Source organism: Novosphingobium sp. ERN07 (assembly GCF_012641335.1).
In the GTDB taxonomy this organism is placed as follows: Bacteria; Pseudomonadota; Alphaproteobacteria; order Sphingomonadales; family Sphingomonadaceae; genus Novosphingobium.
On record NZ_JABAID010000015.1, the window covers coordinates 70,905 to 87,794 of the forward strand.

The following is a 16,890-nucleotide window of genomic DNA, read 5'->3' on the forward strand; positions in this document are numbered from 1 at the left end:
CAGCCATCAAGAATAGCTATGCACCCGGCCTTAGCAGGTGCACAATAAGGCTGACTCGCGTTAAGCCCGCTTCCACAACGGAACGCGCGCCAGTTGCGCGAGGGAGACGCCATGAAGCCGATCGAAACCATCATGCGCACTGCGCCGGTCATTCCGGTGCTGGTCGTCGAAAACGTCGATCACGCGCTCCCCATCGCGCGTGCGCTGGTCAAAGGGGGCCTGCGCGTCCTTGAAGTAACCCTTCGCACGCCCGCCGCGCTGGATGTGATCCATGCGATGAAGGCTGTCGAAGGCGCCATCGTCGGCGCTGGGACCGTCACTAATCCCGATGAACTCAAGGCCGCCATTGATGCAGGTGCGGAATTCATCGTTTCGCCGGGCCTCACCGAAAACCTCGGCAAGGCTGCGGTCGCTTCGGGCATCCCGTTCCTGCCCGGAACAGCCAGCGCGGGTGATATCATGCGCGGGCTGGACCTTGGCCTCACGCACTTCAAATTCTTCCCCGCTTCCACATCGGGCGGGCTTCCCGCGCTTAAGGCGTTGGCAGCGCCGTTCCACCAATGCAAATTCTGCCCGACCGGCGGCATTACCGCCGCCACCGCGCCGGAGTGGCTGGGTTTCGATCCGGTTCTGTGCGTTGGTGGCAGTTGGGTGGTCGGCAAAGGCACGCCCGATGAAGCAGCGATAGAAGCCGCCGCGCGCGAAGCTTTCGCACTGGGGCATTGAAAGTCAGGGGAACACAGCGGATATGAAGACGGTCGCCAAGCTCAAGGCCAGGTTGCAGAAACTCCATGAGCGGACGGCCGAAACGCCGCTGTTCAACCCCGTCTTTCAGCTCAGTCACGATCTGTCGCGCCTGCTCGAAGGCGGCGACATTTCGCTGTCGGATATCGATGGCCTTGTTGCAGAACTCGAATGCGAAGCCCTGCAAAGCCGCGCCGCGCGGCTGAAGCGCTTGGTCGCGCCAACCAATGCGTCTGAAAACCTCGGCCTGATCGCCGCGCTCAACCCCGAAGAGGCGGGGTTTTCAGAATTTCGCAAGCGGTGGGAGAAGCCGCTGCTTCATGCGGTTTTCACCGCACACCCCACGTTCTTGCTGTCCCCTGCCCAGTCGGATGCGGTTGCCACCGCCGCGCTGACGGACAATCCGCAAGCCTCCACCGTCTGCACCGTGCCCCACGAAGGGCCGAAGATCACGCTGGAATTCGAACACGTAGAGGTGTGCAACGCCATCCAGCGCGCTGCCTCTGCGCGTGACCAGATCAACGCCACGCTGCTCGGCCACGCCCGTCTGCGCTGGCCGGGCCGCTGGCTTGATTTCCGCCCGCTGCCGTTCCGCTTCGCCACGTGGGTCGGCTATGACATGGACGGTCGCACCGATATCGGCTGGACCACGTCCATCGCTTTCCGCCTGCGCGAAAAGGCGCTGCGTCTGTCAAGCTACGCTGCCTCACTTCGGACCATCGACGACGCGCACCCGCTGCTCGCCACGCTGGATGCGGCGCACGATCATTCGGCGGAAATGGCGGAACTATTCTCCGCCCCGCTTGAAACGCCTGATGCGCTCGCCAATGCTGCGAACCGCCTCAGCGCCGATGATCCGGCCAAGCTCCTCAGCCTGACGCCGCTGATCGAAGCGCTTGAGGCCGAAGCGAAGAAGGCGGACGAGGACAAGGCCGTCCCACTTGCCACGCTCGCCGCCGCCATGCGCGCTGATGGCCTTGGCATCGGCTGGATACACTTCCGCGTAAACTCGTCTCAGCTTCTCAACGCGCTGCGCCGCCGCATTGACCCCGAAGGCACGCTCGACCTTGGCAGCAAGAGCGCGCTGTCGCGCCTGCGCGAACTGCTGGCCGAGGTGAAGCCGCTGCGCGTCAACTTCGGTGCGCTCGCAATCGAAACCAGCACTGCCATGCGCCAGTTTTTGGTCATGGCCAAGATGCTGCAGCACATAGATGCCGATGCTCCGATCCGCATGTTGATCGCGGAATGCGAACAGCCGCAGACCGTGCTCGCCGCGCTCTATTTCGCCAAGCTGTTCGGTATCGAAGGCAAGGTCGATGTTTCGCCCCTGTTCGAAACCGAAACCGCGCTTGAACACGGTGGCCGCTTCCTCGAAGCTCTGCTTTCGGAAGACTCCTACCGCAGCTACGCTCGCCTGCGTGGCCGCGTTTCGATCCAGACCGGTTTTTCCGATGCAGGCCGCTTCATGGGCCAGATCCCCGCCGCGCTCGCCATCGAACGCCTGCAAGGCCGTCTGGCCGACGCGATGAAGGCGAATGGCCTGACCGATGTGGCTGCGCTGATCTTCGATACGCACGGCGAATCGATGGGTCGCGGCGCGCATCCATCGGGCTTTGCAGATCGCCTCACATGGCCACTGTCCGGCTGGGCGCGTCGTCGCTTTGCCAAGGCTGGCGTCACCATCGAACCCGAAGCCAGCTTTCAGGGCGGTGATGGCTATCTGTTCTTCCGCAACGATGATCTGGCGCTGGCCACGCTTACCCGCATTGCCGAGGCAGAAGCAGCCGACCTCGATCTTGCCGTCAAAGACCCGTTCTATGATCGCACCGATCTCAGCCTCGACTTCTACCGGTCGATCCGCCGCGTTCAGCGTGAACACCTTGAAAGCGCAACCTATTCCCGCGCGTTGACGGCGTTTGGCCTTGGCCTTTTGAAAGGCACCGGCAGCCGCGTTTCTCGCCGCCAGTCCGATATCGGCGCTGACCGCACGATGAGCCTGCGCCAGATCCGCGCGATTCCGCACAACGCCATCCTTCAGCAGATCGGCTACCCGGTAAACGTGATTGCCGGGGCAGGGACGGCTGCGGGTGAGGAAATGGAATCGGTGGCCGAACTGCTCGGTCGGTCGACACGTGGCAACCAGCTCGTCCGCCTGCTGCGCGCCGCCAATGGCCTCGCCTCGGTCAAGACCGTTGCCGCCCACGGCGAACTGTTCAACTCCGCTTATTGGGCCAGCCGCCCTTATCGTGGCACTGAAACCGCGCTCGAATCCGCCTGCCTCGCGCTTGCCGAATATCTGACCAAGGACGACAGGGCAGGGGTATTCCGCCGCCTGACATCGCGCTTGCGGGTAGACTGGATGAAGCTCCACCGCCTGCTTTCGCTCGTCCCCGGCCACAAAGCAGGCCGCGATCCGGCGCAGGATTCAGATCGGCGCAACATCGGCCTGCTGCAATCGGTACGCCTTGCGCTGCTGATGCACATGTTCATCCGCGCAGTGCAGGTGCCGCCTTTCGCCCGCTCGAACGATGTTAGCCGCGATGACGTGCTGGAGATGGTTCTGTCGCTGCGCGTGGACGATGCGCTGGCCCAATTGCGCCGCGCCTATCCTGTGATCGAACCCGAAATCGCCGATTTCGCGGTGGACGAGGCAACCGACTACCCCGATCATCGCGGAGAAGATTACGGCGCCATCCGGGCTCGCTTCATCGACCCCATCGAACGTGCCCACGCGCTCAACATCCGCATCGCCGTTGCCATTTCGAACTATTTCGGCGCACACGGCTGATCGTGCGGCGCACCTTCTTGGGTTATGCCTTCACGAAGGTTCGCCCGTGCTTCACTGGGGCCTTTGCCGCGCTGAACACTGCGCCGGCCGAAAGCCTGCTGCCGCGCACCACCAGCATCACCTTGTCACCCGACTCGAGCGTTACGTCTTCGCCCGGATGCTGGATTGACTGGCCGTTAGCACGGTCGATCTGCACCACGAAGAACGCGCCGTTGCCCCGACGTTCGGCTTCGCCCACCGTCTCTCCGGTCAGGGCGCTGTCGGACAGCACTTCCACCATTTCGATATCCAGCCCGAAGTCGTGGAGATTGCGCCGCACCGCGCCAATATCGTCAAGCTGGTCAGTTGCCGGATAGAGGATCATCTCCACGATCCGTTCCGCCCCGATGTGCGTCGGCATCACCACTTTGTCCGCGCCTGCATGGAACAGCTTGTTCTCGGTCGTCGGAGCCTCACCGCGCGCGATGATCTCGATTGCCGGGTTCAGATTACGCGCTGATAGCGTGATGAACACGTTGGCGGCATCATCGGGCAGGACCGTCGCCAGCACCTTGGCCCGCGCAATTCCGGCAGCCTTCAGCGTTTCCTCGTGTGTGGCTTCGCCCACCATGCACAAAAAGCCTTGTGCCTTGGCATCTTCCGCTTTGGTGTGGTCTCGTTCAAGGATCAAGAATGGCCGTTTCGCCTCGGTCATGGCTTTGGCCAGTTGCACGCCGATGCGGCCGTAGCCGCAGATGATGACGTGGCCTTCCAACTTTTCGATTTCGGTCAACATGCGATCCAGTCCCAGCAGGCGACGGAATTGAAAAAGGGTGAAAACCTGCACCAGCGCACCGGTCAGCACGATCATGCCGGTACAGCCCAGCATGATCGTGCCGCTCGTCCACCAGCGCAGAAAGATCGTGTCAACGGGGCGGATTTCGCCATAGCCGACCGAGAAGATCGTCAGCAGAACCATGTAGGCGGCATCGCTCATCGGCCAGCCTGCAATTACAAATCCGCAAGTGGAAATGACGAAGACCGCCACCACGAAGATCAGTGTGCCGGTCAAAAGTCGAAGCGGCGAACCCAATACCGAGTTCGCCCCCTGCGTCAGCGCAGAAGCGTCACTATCCCGTTCCATCCCGGCCCCTTCGGGCAGCACTTTAGGAAGCGCAGGGGCTGCTTGTCCATAAGGGGTTCCGCCCTTGTGATCAGATCAGCGCGCTAACCACCCAGACCACGCCAACAAGCAGGAACACGCCCGCAACGTCCAGTGCAAAGCCTGCCTTCACCATTGCCCGCATCGAGCAATGTCCGGTCGCCCAAGCCAGCGCATTGGGGCCGGTGCCCGCTGGGAGCATGAAGCCCCATGTCGCGGCAAAGGCAGCGGGCAGGGCCAGCAGGATCGGATCGGCCCCCAATGCTCCCACCAGCGCCGCCACAACCGGCATGATCCCGCTTGCCGCTGCTATGTTGCTGGCAAACTCCGTCACCAGAACCACAAAGGCCACAAGCACCAGCGCCACGACCGGTAATGGCACGTGGGCGAGGGGGAGCAGCATCTCCCCCATCCACTTGGTCAATCCACTTGATGTCATGCCCATCGCCATCGCAAGCCCGCCGCCGAACATCAGCACCACGTCCCACGGCGCGCGGTTCGCTTCGGGCCAGTTCAGCATGGGCCGTCCCGTGCCGTCGGGCAACACGAAGAGGACCAGCCCCGCAACGGCAGCAACGGTGCCATCGGTGAAACCACCTTCAGGAAACCAGCCTTCCAGCACGGGCTGGAACACCCAAGCAAGAAACGCCAGCACCACAACCGGCACCAGTCGGCGTTCCGGGATGCTCCATTGCGCCGTATGACCAATTGCCGCCCGCGCGGCCGCCGGGTCGAAGCTGTCAGCATGCAGGTTCTGCACTCGCGCGATGATCCACCCGGCCATTGGCACCGCCAGCAAGGCAATGGGCACGCCATAGAGCGCCCATTGCAGAAAAGTCACGCGCGTGCCCAGCGCGGTTTCGATCAGGCCCGCCGCAATCGCGTTGGTCGGCGTGCCGATCAGCGTGGCAAGTCCGCCGATGGAAGCTGCAAAGGCAATGCCCATCGGCAAGGCGCCAGCCATGCCACTGGTCTCGCCTTCCTCCACACCGCCCGCGCGCAGCATGGCAATTGCCATCGGCATCATGATCAGCGCGGTCGAGGTGTTCGAAATGAAGCTTGAAAGCACGGCCGTCGCCATCATCACGCCCATCAGCAACTGCCACGGCTTAGCGCCTGCCAGTCCCATGATGAAGAGTGCAAGCCGCCGGTGCAGGCCGGTTCGCTCAATGGCAAGCGCCAGAAACGCACCGCCCACGAACAGGAAGATGATCGGCGAGTAATAGGCAGCGGCTGTCTTGTTGGCATCGGCTACGCCCGTCAGCGGTAGCACCAGAAACGGGAGCAGTGCCGTGGCCGAAAGCGGCAGCGCCTCGGTCATCCACCAAGCCGCCATCCACCAGACCAGCCCAGCAGCGCTCCAGCCAGCATCGGGCATTCCCGCAGGCGCTGCAATCAACTGCGTAATAGCAAAGCCGATTGGCCCCGCCCAAAGCCCGATTCTGCGCGCATCCACTGCCAACAACCCGCTCCCCAAACCCTTGTCTCGGGACTAGCAGAGCCATTGTATGGCTGGCAAATTCAGAAAACCGGTTCGTATCCCGGCGGCAATTCATCGCCCGGTTTGCCATCGCTGGCAACACCATCTGTCGGCTGGTGAATGCCACACTCGGTCTTGTCCCAGCCTTTCCAGCGGCCAGAGCGCGGGTCTTCACCCGGCGCAACCTTGCTGGTGCAGGGGGCGCAGCCGATCGAGGGATAGCCTTGCGCCACCAGCGGATGAGCCGGAAGCCCGTACTGCGCGAAATAACCCTCAAGCGCAGACTTGTCCCACGAAGCCAGCGGATTGATCTTCAATCGTCCCTGCGCATCCGAATGATCGATCTCGAAGCGTGGCAGGCCTGCACGGGTCTTGGACTGGAAACCTTTGCGCCCCGTCAGCGAAGCATCGAAATGCAGCAGCGCCTTGGCCAGCGGCTCCACCTTGCGGATTTCGCAGCAGCCGTCGGGATCCCACGACCAGCGAAGGCCGTTCTCGTCCTTCTTGGCTATCACGTCGGCGTCCGGTTCGATGATCTGGAGATTGGTCATCCCCAGAAAACCGATCAGCTCGTCACGATAGGCCACGGTTTCGGCAAAGTGCTTTCCGGTTTCAAGGAACAGCACCGGCACCGAAGGATCAACTTCGGCAATAAGGTGAAGCAGGACAGCACTTTCTGCGCCAAAGCTCGAAACCACTGCAAGGTCGCCCGCCAGCCCATCACGGATCACCGAACGCAGCATTTCCTGCGTGTCGCTTCCCCGGAACAGGTTGTTCAGGCGAATGGCGTCCGTCTCGGTAAAGCGCGGGCGCGTGTCGATCAGGTCGATCTTGCGATTGGCAACCATAGAACTCGGCGTCCTGTCCATGCTTCAATCCTTAGTCCCGCAGGCTCAAGCGGGGTGGCGCTTCGCCCAGATTGCCGGGCGCCCATCGACGGTCTTCTGGTAAACTTCGGGCCAGGTCGCGAAGGCCTTTTCAGCGGCTTCGGCGCTGATGGCCTGGTTCGGAGCAAAGCTGTCAAACCCGCAGCGGCGCATGTGCGAAAGCTGGTCCAGCAGCACACCACCCACGGCGCGCAGTTCACCGGCATAGCCATGCTCGCGCAGAATACGCGCTGCCGAATAGCCGCGCCCGTCGGTATAGGCAGGGAAGTTCACTTCCACCAACGCCAGCCGGTCGAGATGCGGCAGCAGCGCGCGGGCATCATCACCCGGCTCGATCCGCACCGCAGTGGCATTGTTCTGGTCGGCAAAGGCATCCACCGTCACGGCAGGATCGCTCACCGGTTCATCGCTGCGATAGCGAAGGTTCTGCTCAACCATTTGCAGTCTCCTTGGCATAGATCGCCTCCTTGAACGGGGCCATGCCGATGCGGCGATAGGTATCGACGAAACGCTCCCCTTCGTCGCGCTGTGCGAGATAGACGTTGGTGGCCTTTTCCACCGCATCCACGATGCCGTCCTCGTTGAAGCCGGGGCCGGTGATCGTGCCAAGCGAGGTGTCCGCGCCTTCGCATCCGCCCAACAGAAGCTGGTAGTTTTCCACGCCCTTGCGGTCGACACCAAGGATGCCGATGTGGCCCGCATGGTGGTGCCCGCAGGCATTGATGCAGCCCGAGATCTTCAGCTTCAGCTCGCCCAGTTCGCGCTGGCGGCCAAGGTCTGCGAACCGCTCGGAAATCTTCTGAGCCACCGGGATCGAACGCGCATTGGCAAGGCTGCAATAGTCCAGACCAGGGCAGGCGATGATATCACCGATCAGGTCAAGGTTTGCCGCTGACAGATCCGCCGCGTCCAGCTTCTGCCAGATGGTGTAGAGATCAGCCTTGCGCACGTGCGGCAGCACGATGTTCTGCGCGTGCGTCACGCGCAGTTCGTCGAACGAATATTCCAGCGCCAGATCGGCCATCAGGCGGATCTGATCAGCCGTCGCATCGCCCGGAATGCCGCCAACCGGCTTCAGGCTGATGTTGACGATGGCATAGCCCGGCTGCTTGTGGGCGTGAACGTTCTGGTCCACCCACAGTGCGAAATCGGGGTCCGAAAGGTCCAGATCGTCCGAAGCGCCAGCCTCGAAGCCCGGCTGTTCGAAGAAGCCCTTGATCCGCTCCAGTTCCTCTGCGGGCGGTTCAAGCCCCAGCGTCAAAATGTGCGCAAACTCTTCTTCCACCTGACGGCGGTATTCGTCCGCGCCAATTTCGTGGACCAAGATCTTGATGCGCGCCTTGTACTTGTTGTCGCGGCGGCCATAGCGGTTATAGACGCGCAGGCACGCTTCCAGATAGGAAATCATCTGAAGCGGCGGCACGAAATCGCCGATCACCGGTGCGATCATCGGTGTGCGGCCCATGCCGCCGCCGACATAGAACTTGCAGCCGATTTCGCCCGCATCGTTCTTCACCAGCTGGATGCCGATGTCGTGCAACTTCATCGCCGCGCGGTCTGTCTCCGAACCGATGATCGCGATCTTGAACTTGCGCGGCAGGTAATCGAATTCCGGGTGGAAGGTCGACCACTGGCGCAGCAGTTCGGCATAGGGGCGCGGATCGACCAGCTCGTCAGCCGCAGCGCCCGCGAACTGGTCGGACGTGGTGTTGCGGATGCAGTTGCCGCTGGTCTGGATCGCATGCATCTCGACCGAGGCCAGATCGGCCAGAATATCCGGCGCATCCTGCAGCTTGATCCAGTTGTACTGGATGTTCTGGCGCGTGGTGAAGTGGCCATAGCCGCGGTCATACTTGTCCGCGATATCGCCCAGCATGCGCATCTGGCGGCTGTTCAGCGTGCCATAGGGCACGGCCACGCGCAGCATATAGGCGTGAAGCTGCAGGTAGAGGCCGTTCTTCAGGCGCAGCGGCTTGAACTGGTCCTCGGTGATGTCCCCGGCCAGGCGGCGCTCCACCTGATCGCGGAACTCGGCCACGCGGGCATCGACCATCGACTGGTCATAGCTGTCGTACTGATACATCTCAGATCACCCAGTTCCCCGCCGCAGGATCGGCAGGCTTGAGGGAAAGGTCGAGGCGGACCGTAGGGCCAAGCGCCCGGATGCGGTCCTTGATGTGCGCCGGGCGCACGCCTTCGTCGGTCACGGTTGCTTCGATCACTTGCGTGTCAGTGACGATCTGCTTGGCGTTTTCGCGCGCGATGATCGCCTCGGCATGTTCGCCCGCTTCAACCGCATCGTTGACATGGCGCGACCAGCCTTCGCCGGTCCACCAGATCACGTCTCCGGTGCGCAGATCACTTCCGGTGATGATCTTCACTTCACGACCTCCAATACTCGCTTCAATTCCATCATGTCTCCCCGGCCTGCCACGTCACCGATTACGATGAGGGCAGGGCTCTTGACCTTGTTGTCCGCAACCACCGCGCCCAGCGCCGCCAGTTGCCCGCGCAGCACGCGCATCTGCGGCCGCGCTGCGTTTTCGATCACCGCCACTGGCATATCGGGCGCAAGCCCGTCGGCCATCAGCTTTTCGGCAATCGCGTCTGCGGTGGCGACGCCCATATAGATAACCAGCGTCCTGCCAACCCCGGCAAGGCCCGCCCAGTTCTGGTCGGTCAGCCCCTTGCACTGCCCGGCCACAAACGTAACGATGCTGGCGGCATCGCGGTGGGTGAGGGGGATCATGGCCGAAGCCGCCGCCCCCATCGCCGCGCTGATCCCCGGCACAACCTGCACCGGCACACCTGCCGCAAAGCAGTCCTCAGCCTCTTCGCCGCCGCGCCCGAACACGAACGGATCGCCACCTTTCAGCCGCACCACGTCGTTTCCGGACAAAGCCTCGCGCACCAGCAGGGCGTTGATCTCTTCCTGTCGCATCGTGTGGCGCGAGCGCTGCTTGGCCACCGAGATCATCCGGCAACCCTGTGGTGCCATCGCCAGAATCGAAGGATCGACCAGCCCATCGTGCACCAGCACGCGCGCATTCATCACCAGCCGCGCCGCACGCAGCGTCAACAGGTCCGCATCGCCCGGACCAGCGCCCACCAGAAACACGGTTCCGACTCTTGAAGAGGGATTGCTCATGACAGCGCAGATGGGCGCGGGTGGCGCAACCTGCCAGCGAGAATGCTTTGCCCCCCGCCTAGATCAGCTTTAGCCGCCCGATTGCTCCCCAGCCGTCCCGCGCTTCCCCACCGCCTCGGCCAGCGCGCGCAAACCTTCGCTATCCTTCAGGTTCACGTCCTGCTGCGGAAAAGGGATCTGCACGCCATGCTCGCCAAACAGCCGCCACACCCGCCACAGCACGTCCGACCGCACATTGCCCACGCCGCCTTCGGGATCGTCGATCCACACCACCATCGTCATGTCGATGCTGCTTGGCCCGAACCCGCTCAGCAGCACACCCGGCGAAGGGAAGGGCAATACGCGCGGTGTAGAGGATATCGCTTCCAGCAGCAGCTTCTGCACCAGATCCAGATCGCTGCCATAGGCGACGCCGATGGGAATGTTGATCGCCACTTCGCGCGAGGAATAGGACCAGTTCTCCACCTGCTGCGTCATCAGGTTTTCATTCGGAATCAGATATTCGCGGTTATCGCGCGTGGTCACCGAAACCGCGCGGATGCCGATCCGCTTCACCTCGCCAAACGAATTGCCCTTGCCATCGGCCACCGCGATCACGTCGCCCGGCTTGATGGATCGGTCCATCAGCAGAATGATCCCCGCGATCAGGTTGCCGAACGTCTTCTGCAACCCGAAACCGATGGCCAGCCCGAACGCGCCTGAAAACACCGTCAGCGCCGTCAGGCTGATCCCCAGCACATCGATGCCCACAAGGATGGCAATCGCCCATACCGCGATGGACACCAGCTTCTCGCCCAGCAACTGCTGCGCACCGTCCAGACTGTCGATCCGCCGGAACAGCCGCTTCGCCAACCGGCTTCCCAGCCGCGCAAACGCCAGCACCAGCGCCACGACGATCAGAATGCGCAGCGCACCCCAGACCGAGATGTGGTACGTCCCGATATCAAAACCAATCTCGTTGAGCAGGCGGATCACTTCCGCCACCTGTTTGCGGAATTCGTTCACGCCTGCTCCCCCAGGGCCGCCGCCCAAACCGCCAGCCCGCGCTCCAGATCCGCGATCAGGTCAGCAGTATCCTCCAGCCCGATGGAAAGCCGAACGCCAAACTGGTCGGCAGCATCCATCCCCGCCAGCGGCCACGCGCTCGCCGTGCGGATGCTGGCAGGATCGACCGGCGTGGCAAGGCTTTCAAATCCGCCCCACGAATACCCGATGCCGAACAGCTCCAGCCCATCGATCAAGGCATCGCGCGCCGCGCTCGTCCCGCCCTTCAGCACGAAGCTGAACAGCCCGCACCCGCCGCTAAAGTCCCGCTGCCAAAGCTCATGCCCCGGCGATCCCGGCAGCATCGGACACAGCACCCGCGCCACCTCGGGCCGCCCATCCAGCCACTGCGCAATCGCCAGCGCCGAAGCCGTCTCCGCCTCCAGCCGCACTTTCATCGTGCGAAGCCCGCGCAGCATCAGCGAGGCGTCATCGGGCGAAACCACATTGCCCAATCCCTGCGCACGCAGCCGCAACTTGCGATACCATTCCGGCCCCGCACTCGCGCTGCCCATCATGCAGTCCGAATGCCCCGAAACATGCTTGGTCAGGCTCATCACGCTGATATCCACGCCATGCGCCAGCGCGGCAAAGCCCAGTGGCGATGCCCAGGTGTTATCCAGTACAGACACGATCCCGCGCGCCTTCGCCGCTGCCGCCAACGCGGGCACATCCTGCACTTCCATCGTCAAACTGCCGGGGCTTTCCAGCAAAACGCACCGCGTCCGCTCGCAACAAGCCGCATCGAACGAGGCCATGTCGGTAGGATCAAACCACCGCGTCTCCACCCCGAAATCCCGCAGCAACCCTCGCCCCATCGCCCGGCTCGGCTCATAGGCATTGTCGGTCATCAACAGCACATCGCCCGGCCGCAACACGGTGAGGAGAACCCCCGCAATCGCAGCCACCCCGGAAGGATAAAGCACAGTCCCAGAAGCGCCCGGCTCCAGTTGCGTCAGCGCCTCAGCCAAAGCCCACTGCGTAGGCCCCCCGCGCCGCCCATAGTAGAACCGCCCATCCTCATTAGCCGGATGCGCCCTCAGCGCGGCCATATCGGAATAAAGATGCGTAGAAGCCCGCCAAACCGCCGGATTGACCACCGCGCCGGGATGCTCCGGCGTCCCCGTCCACCCTTTACGCCGTCCCGCCAGTACCCCGCGCGTCGCGGGGCCGAGGGCGTCAAAATCATCAGAACTGCTCATGCGTGGAGCGATAGCAGAGGGAAGGGGCGGGAGTCATGGGGGTAGGTGTGCAGGCTATGCAACGCCTGCCAACTTACCCCTTCTTCGTTATTCCCGCGAAGGCGGAAATCGAGCAAAAAACCACGTGCGCAATTCATTATGCGACGAGTTCGCTGACGTTATTTGACATGACTACGGTTGAATAGAAAAATCTTAAGCCATCTAAGATTTTAACGGATATGAAATAATGCAGAGTCCGCATCATAATGCGAAATGTCAATTTTATGATGAAAATTCTAAACACATCAAATGCGCAGACCCACTAGACTTCCAAAATTCGCCTTCATTAATTCCATTGATATTTGAAAGATCAATTATTTTCTTACTTATATCTTCTTTAACTTTATCAAAATTTTTTTGAATCCATTCTGAAATTTTTTCAATAATATCCAAAAATGCAACAGTTCTTCCATATGCGCTGAACGATATGTGTGAAATTGGGCCAATTATTTTTAAACCTGACGGATTTACAATCGGGATTTTCTCTCCTCCGTGAAGAAGGCCCAGCCGCAATGCATAGCTCCGAAATTTTGGCTCTTCTGGATTGGGCCAAGCTATCCATGAAACACTTCCTATAAGCGCGTCCTTAGATTTAGAATTAGCAATATTTCTAATTTGATCGTTAAAATGACGAAATCTATTTCTGAGAAATATAAAGTCATTCATATCATCAATTAAGCTTTTAGCAATAGGTCCGCAGCCTCCCATTTTCTTCTCATAAAACTTCAAAATTTTATAAAATGAATATATTTCATCTATTAGAGACCAGCAATATAAAAAAGTTGGTGTAATATAATTATTTTTATTATTTTCTATTGAAATATACTTCAAATTGTTCACAATTGAATTGATACAATAGCAGATGGCATCTGAGGAATATATAATATAATCTACAATTAATTTAAATTCGGGTTCTATGCATATGGGGAAGGAGCGAAGCCAGGATTTTTCATCGATGATAATAATCGGATTTTGCATCAGTTCTCTTCTTGGTTTCACGGATGCAGAAAAATGCCAAATAAGGGACGTGGGGCGCATTATCTGCAGAATTATTGTTCACTGCGAAAGTGATAATTTAACTCGTTCTCAATGGGTATCTGCGTCCAAACTCTCACTCCACCCCAACCGCCTTAGGCGTCTCCGGGTCCAGTCCCCACTCGCTCCACGATCCATCGTAAAGCGAAACGTCTTCCTTGCCGATCAGGTGCGCGGCGAAGATCAGGACGTTGGCCGTCATCCCCGATCCGCACGAAGAAATCAGCGGGCGCGAAAGGTCTACGCCTGCGGCTTCGAACAGCGCCTTTATCGCGTCAGGCGCTTTCCACCTGCCATCGGGGTTGAACAGGCTGGAATAGGGCAGGTTGCGCGCGCCGGGGATGTGGCCGCTGGCCAGCGCCGGGTTCGTTTCGGGCACATCACCGGTAAAGCGGCCCGCCCCGCGGGCATCAACCACCTGTTCTGCAAGGCTTTTCAGGTTGGCGAGGACATCGGCTTTGCTGCGCACATGGCTGTCGTCAGACCATACGGTGAAGTGCCGTTGGCGCAGGCTTTCGGTGCCTTGCGCGCATTTGCGCCCCTCTGCTTTCCATTTGGCGATGCCGCCATCCAGCAAGGCTACGTTCTGCGCGCCGAACAGGGTCAGCATGAACCATGCGCGCGTGGCGGATTTGATCGGGCTGTCGTCATAGATCACGATGCGGCTGCCATCGCCAAGGCCCAGTGCCTGCATTCGGCTGGCAAATTTTTCCGCCGGCGGCAGCGTGTTGGGTACCGGCGATGTCTTGTCGGTCAGGTCGGCCAGATCCATGAACACCGCGCCGGGGATATGGCAGGCTTCGTATTCCAATTGCGGCACGCGGCCATGTTCCGGCAAAAAAGCCGTAGCGTCGACAATGCGCAAGTCGCTCGCGCCGATTTCGTCAGCGAGCCACTGGGTGGAAACCAGCGAATCCATAGGGTCTCAAAACTCCTGCCTGCTTTGCACGACCCGTCTTTGCGAGTTCGCACGTGCAGCAGACTAGACTCAGGTGTGACGTGCGTCACCATGAAAAAATAGGATTAAATGACATCTGTTTTCGGTGCCTGTTGCGTCAGGCAAACTGCGGCACAGTCAATTCGCGATGGCTCACTTGGCCATAGCTGCGCGGGCCTTGGTCCAGCCGGAAAGGCTGCAATCTGCCGCCCGCTGCGCCTTCATCCAGCCCGATCACGAAAGCACTTCGCAGGCGAAGCGGCGGGGCGGTACCGGCGGCTTCAACCGCGATTCGCAGCAGCGGCACGAACAGCGCTGCCCCGCCGTGGCGGATCGGGGTGATCGCGCTCATCGGAAGGCGCACGTCGCCTTCCAGCACTGCCGTTTCTCCAGCGGCAAGGCCTGTCAACCGATGCAGCACCGGCGCATCGCTTGCGCCAAGCTGCTCCTCGGCTGGGCGCGATGCATGGGCGGCGATCATATCTGCGCGAACGTTCACCGGGCCGAGATCGGCTCCCGCTGTCAGCAACATGCGGTAGGATAAGGTGGCGTTGATCAGGCTGGCGTTCATTCGCACGGCATCGAGTTGCAACACCAGCACCGGCGCGACAGCGGCGACCGGCGGGGTAGCAAGAGGCGGGGTGGTTTCCGGCAATTTGGGCGGCGTGAATCTTGGTTCGGGCAAAGCCTTCTTACGCCGCCGTAGTAGCACCAGTGCCAGTCCGCCCAGCGCAGCAAGCGCCATCGCGCCCAGCAGCCACGGCCATAAATTGCTTTCGTTTTCAGATGATCCAATGGGTGAAGCAGGTGCAAATGTCGGCGCGGGTGCGGGCGGGGGGCTGCTCGCAATCGGCGCAGGCGTGCTTTCCGGTTCCGGCAGCGGTGACGGCGAGGCGGCGGCAGGCGCACGCGGCGCAGGCCGCGCCGTGGCGCTTGGTGCAGGGGCTGGGGGCAGCGTTATTGTTGGCGTTGGCGACGGTGGGGGCGAAGCGGCGGGCGCAGGTTCTGTCGGAGCGGCTTCGGCGGTTTGGGCCGGACGGGGCGGCGGCGCGTCGGGGACGACGGGGCCTTGCGCCGTGGGCGTCGGCGCGGATGCTGGGGGTAGCTGATAACTTTCTGCATCCTGCGCGGCGGCAGGCAGCGCGGTGAGAAGGATCGTCGTGAAAAGTGGCAGCCCCGTCCAGTACATCATGTTGGTTGGAAAGAGGGCCTGCGGTTTAATCGCGGCTGAACCGGCCTGCCCGATCCGGCCACTTGCTCCGCGCGTGCGACAGGTGCATGGGGCAGGGCGGTTGTGCACAGTTCAAGCGCATTCAGGTGCGGCTTGGTGCATCTAGGTGCATCTAGGTGCACTTCGGAAATGCAGGCGAAAACATGACGAAGACACCCCTTTTCCTCGGACAAAACAGCAGCTTGCCAGCTTCTCCTGAAGCGGCAGTACTGGATTACGTGCCCAATCCACGCCCCGGCACGCTCTACATGATCCGCTTCGCCGCACCCGAATTCACCTCGCTCTGCCCCGTCACCGGCCAGCCTGATTTCGCGCACCTGGTGATCGATTACGCGCCGGGCGAAACCATCGTGGAATCAAAGGCTTTGAAGCTGTTCCTCGGCTCGTTCCGCAACCATGCAGGCTTCCACGAGGATGTGACCGTTGGCATCGGCCAACGTCTGTTCGATGAAATGACGCCGCAATGGCTGCGCATCGGCGGATATTGGTATCCGCGCGGCGGAATCCCTATCGATGTGTTTTGGCAGAGCGGCGCGCCGCCCGCGGGACTTTGGTTGCCAGATCAAGGAGTTGCTTCGTACCGCGGCCGCGGTTGAGCGGGTTTCAGGCCGCCAGTGATGGGCGGTAGATGGCGCTGGGCGGGATTTCCGAGGCCGCAATTCCCTTTGCCACCCGATCAACTCCCAGCGCGGTCAATCGTACCCAGATACGCCGACGGTCCAGCGAATCGGGTTCGCGTACGATAAGCCCTGCTTCCTGAAACAAGGATAGCCAGCGCAGCACCGTTGCACCCGGCACATTCGCGCCAAGTCCCAGGCCAGTCACGGAAATCTGGCGACCTTCTACAGAATTGACGTAAAGCTCCAGCAGGAGATCCCAGGCTGGGTCGGCCACCTGGATACCAGGAAATAGCTCCTGCCGTCGCCGTCGGGCTGAAATCTTGGCTTTTGCCATTGCAATAAGCTGTTCAGCGGACGGTGTTCGCTCGTAAGCAGGCTTGACCGTGTCGCTGCGCAACATATCGAGAAGCAAGGTTGCGATTGCTTCCAGCTTACTCCGGTCTTCGCTTTCCATACTGTGCGTCCAGATCCTGTCCCGCCAGGAGCATGACTGCGAATTTAGAGTCCTCTAGCAAGGAGGAACCCCTCCGACTTCAGTCGGATACTGGCTTCAGCCACAGACTCGCGTGGTAGCCTGTAACCTCGGGAAAAGCG

At 60.9% G+C, this 16,890-nt stretch carries 17 protein-coding genes; 4 read left to right on the plus strand and 13 right to left on the minus strand.

From position 1 onward, the window contains the following. Nucleotides 1-111 precede the first annotated feature (111 nt). Together eda and HGI47_RS16880 are read left to right on the plus strand one after the other, a co-directional pair. Nucleotides 112-726: a bifunctional 4-hydroxy-2-oxoglutarate aldolase/2-dehydro-3-deoxy-phosphogluconate aldolase gene (gene eda / locus HGI47_RS16875; RefSeq protein WP_168853946.1), complete on the plus strand. Its 615-nt coding sequence runs from the start codon at nt 112-114 to the stop codon at nt 724-726. Nucleotides 727-748: 22 nt separating this feature from the next. Beyond that, on the plus strand, nt 749-3,532 hold the full coding sequence (locus tag HGI47_RS16880; RefSeq protein ID WP_168853947.1) for a phosphoenolpyruvate carboxylase: 2,784 nt from the start codon (nt 749-751) through the stop codon (nt 3,530-3,532). Nucleotides 3,533-3,554: 22 nt separating this feature from the next. Here HGI47_RS16880 and HGI47_RS16885 read toward each other — a convergent pair whose 3' ends face one another. From HGI47_RS16885 to HGI47_RS16940, 12 genes are all read right to left on the minus strand, one after another. Beyond that, entirely contained in the window at nt 3,555-4,655 is a 1,101-nt protein-coding gene (locus HGI47_RS16885; protein WP_168853948.1) for a TrkA family potassium uptake protein, read from the minus strand. Between the two features lie 70 nt (nt 4,656-4,725). Beyond that, nucleotides 4,726-6,129, minus strand: a complete 1,404-nt coding sequence (locus tag HGI47_RS16890; protein ID WP_168853965.1) for a DASS family sodium-coupled anion symporter — start codon at nt 6,127-6,129, stop codon at nt 4,726-4,728. A 65-nt stretch (nt 6,130-6,194) separates the two neighbouring features. After that, nucleotides 6,195-7,022: a phosphoadenylyl-sulfate reductase gene (locus HGI47_RS16895; protein ID WP_240950249.1), complete on the minus strand. Its 828-nt coding sequence runs from the start codon at nt 7,020-7,022 to the stop codon at nt 6,195-6,197. Between the two features lie 24 nt (nt 7,023-7,046). After that, nucleotides 7,047-7,478 (minus strand): DUF934 domain-containing protein, encoded by a 432-nt coding sequence (locus tag HGI47_RS16900; protein ID WP_168853949.1) that lies wholly within the window; start codon nt 7,476-7,478, stop codon nt 7,047-7,049. Continuing rightward, nucleotides 7,471-9,123: a nitrite/sulfite reductase gene (locus tag HGI47_RS16905; RefSeq protein WP_168853950.1), complete on the minus strand. Its 1,653-nt coding sequence runs from the start codon at nt 9,121-9,123 to the stop codon at nt 7,471-7,473. The genes HGI47_RS16900 and HGI47_RS16905 overlap by 8 nt, the downstream gene beginning before the upstream one ends. Before the next feature lies 1 nt (nt 9,124). Continuing rightward, a complete protein-coding gene (locus HGI47_RS16910; RefSeq protein WP_168853951.1) occupies nt 9,125-9,421 on the minus strand; it encodes a DUF2849 domain-containing protein in 297 nt (98 codons plus the stop codon). After that, a complete protein-coding gene (cobA, locus tag HGI47_RS16915) occupies nt 9,418-10,188 on the minus strand; it encodes a uroporphyrinogen-III C-methyltransferase (protein ID WP_168853952.1) in 771 nt (256 codons plus the stop codon). Before cobA ends, HGI47_RS16910 begins: the two co-directional genes overlap by 4 nt. Before the next feature lie 69 nt (nt 10,189-10,257). Further along, on the minus strand, nt 10,258-11,193 hold the full coding sequence (locus HGI47_RS16920; protein WP_370521777.1) for a mechanosensitive ion channel family protein: 936 nt from the start codon (nt 11,191-11,193) through the stop codon (nt 10,258-10,260). Continuing rightward, nucleotides 11,190-12,434 carry a cystathionine beta-lyase gene (metC, locus tag HGI47_RS16925; protein WP_168853954.1) on the minus strand — a complete coding sequence of 415 codons (1,245 nt, stop codon included), beginning with the start codon at nt 12,432-12,434 and terminating at the stop codon, nt 11,190-11,192. The genes HGI47_RS16920 and metC overlap by 4 nt, the downstream gene beginning before the upstream one ends. Before the next feature lie 261 nt (nt 12,435-12,695). Next, on the minus strand, nt 12,696-13,451 hold the full coding sequence (locus tag HGI47_RS16930) for a hypothetical protein (RefSeq protein WP_168853955.1): 756 nt from the start codon (nt 13,449-13,451) through the stop codon (nt 12,696-12,698). A 133-nt stretch (nt 13,452-13,584) separates the two neighbouring features. Continuing rightward, nucleotides 13,585-14,427: a 3-mercaptopyruvate sulfurtransferase gene (gene sseA, locus HGI47_RS16935; protein WP_168853956.1), complete on the minus strand. Its 843-nt coding sequence runs from the start codon at nt 14,425-14,427 to the stop codon at nt 13,585-13,587. A gap of 136 nt (nt 14,428-14,563) precedes the next feature. After that, the gene (locus HGI47_RS16940; protein ID WP_168853957.1) at nt 14,564-15,190 is read right to left on the minus strand and encodes a hypothetical protein; all 627 of its coding nucleotides are present in this window, start codon (nt 15,188-15,190) and stop codon (nt 14,564-14,566) included. Nucleotides 15,191-15,239: 49 nt separating this feature from the next. Between HGI47_RS16940 and HGI47_RS16945 the strand changes: the two genes are divergently transcribed. Then, a complete protein-coding gene (locus HGI47_RS16945) occupies nt 15,240-15,554 on the plus strand; it encodes a hypothetical protein (RefSeq protein ID WP_168853958.1) in 315 nt (104 codons plus the stop codon). Nucleotides 15,555-15,819: 265 nt separating this feature from the next. Beyond that, nucleotides 15,820-16,272, plus strand: coding sequence for a preQ(1) synthase (gene queF / locus HGI47_RS16950; RefSeq protein ID WP_168853959.1), 453 nt, complete (start codon nt 15,820-15,822; stop codon nt 16,270-16,272). Between the two features lie 7 nt (nt 16,273-16,279). Here queF and HGI47_RS16955 read toward each other — a convergent pair whose 3' ends face one another. After that, a complete protein-coding gene (locus HGI47_RS16955) occupies nt 16,280-16,750 on the minus strand; it encodes a MarR family winged helix-turn-helix transcriptional regulator (RefSeq protein ID WP_168853960.1) in 471 nt (156 codons plus the stop codon). Nucleotides 16,751-16,890: the final 140 nt, after the last annotated feature.

Excerpts from the sequence above, each read along its gene's own strand:
- eda (WP_168853946.1), top strand. The coding sequence starts at position 112 with ATGAAGCCGATCGAAACCATCATGCGCACTGCGCCGGTCATTCCGGTG.
- HGI47_RS16880 (WP_168853947.1), top strand. The coding sequence starts at position 749 with ATGAAGACGGTCGCCAAGCTCAAGGCCAGGTTGCAGAAACTCCATGAG.
- HGI47_RS16885 (WP_168853948.1), bottom strand. The coding sequence starts at position 4,655 with ATGGAACGGGATAGTGACGCTTCTGCGCTGACGCAGGGGGCGAACTCG.
- HGI47_RS16895 (WP_240950249.1), bottom strand. The coding sequence starts at position 7,022 with ATGGACAGGACGCCGAGTTCTATGGTTGCCAATCGCAAGATCGACCTG.
- HGI47_RS16900 (WP_168853949.1), bottom strand. The coding sequence starts at position 7,478 with ATGGTTGAGCAGAACCTTCGCTATCGCAGCGATGAACCGGTGAGCGAT.
- HGI47_RS16905 (WP_168853950.1), bottom strand. The coding sequence starts at position 9,123 with ATGTATCAGTACGACAGCTATGACCAGTCGATGGTCGATGCCCGCGTG.
- cobA (WP_168853952.1), bottom strand. The coding sequence starts at position 10,188 with ATGAGCAATCCCTCTTCAAGAGTCGGAACCGTGTTTCTGGTGGGCGCT.
- metC (WP_168853954.1), bottom strand. The coding sequence starts at position 12,434 with ATGAGCAGTTCTGATGATTTTGACGCCCTCGGCCCCGCGACGCGCGGG.
- HGI47_RS16930 (WP_168853955.1), bottom strand. The coding sequence starts at position 13,451 with ATGCAAAATCCGATTATTATCATCGATGAAAAATCCTGGCTTCGCTCC.
- sseA (WP_168853956.1), bottom strand. The coding sequence starts at position 14,427 with ATGGATTCGCTGGTTTCCACCCAGTGGCTCGCTGACGAAATCGGCGCG.
- HGI47_RS16940 (WP_168853957.1), bottom strand. The coding sequence starts at position 15,190 with ATGGCGCTTGCTGCGCTGGGCGGACTGGCACTGGTGCTACTACGGCGG.
- HGI47_RS16945 (WP_168853958.1), top strand. The coding sequence starts at position 15,240 with ATGGGTGAAGCAGGTGCAAATGTCGGCGCGGGTGCGGGCGGGGGGCTG.
- queF (WP_168853959.1), top strand. The coding sequence starts at position 15,820 with ATGACGAAGACACCCCTTTTCCTCGGACAAAACAGCAGCTTGCCAGCT.
- HGI47_RS16955 (WP_168853960.1), bottom strand. The coding sequence starts at position 16,750 with ATGGAAAGCGAAGACCGGAGTAAGCTGGAAGCAATCGCAACCTTGCTT.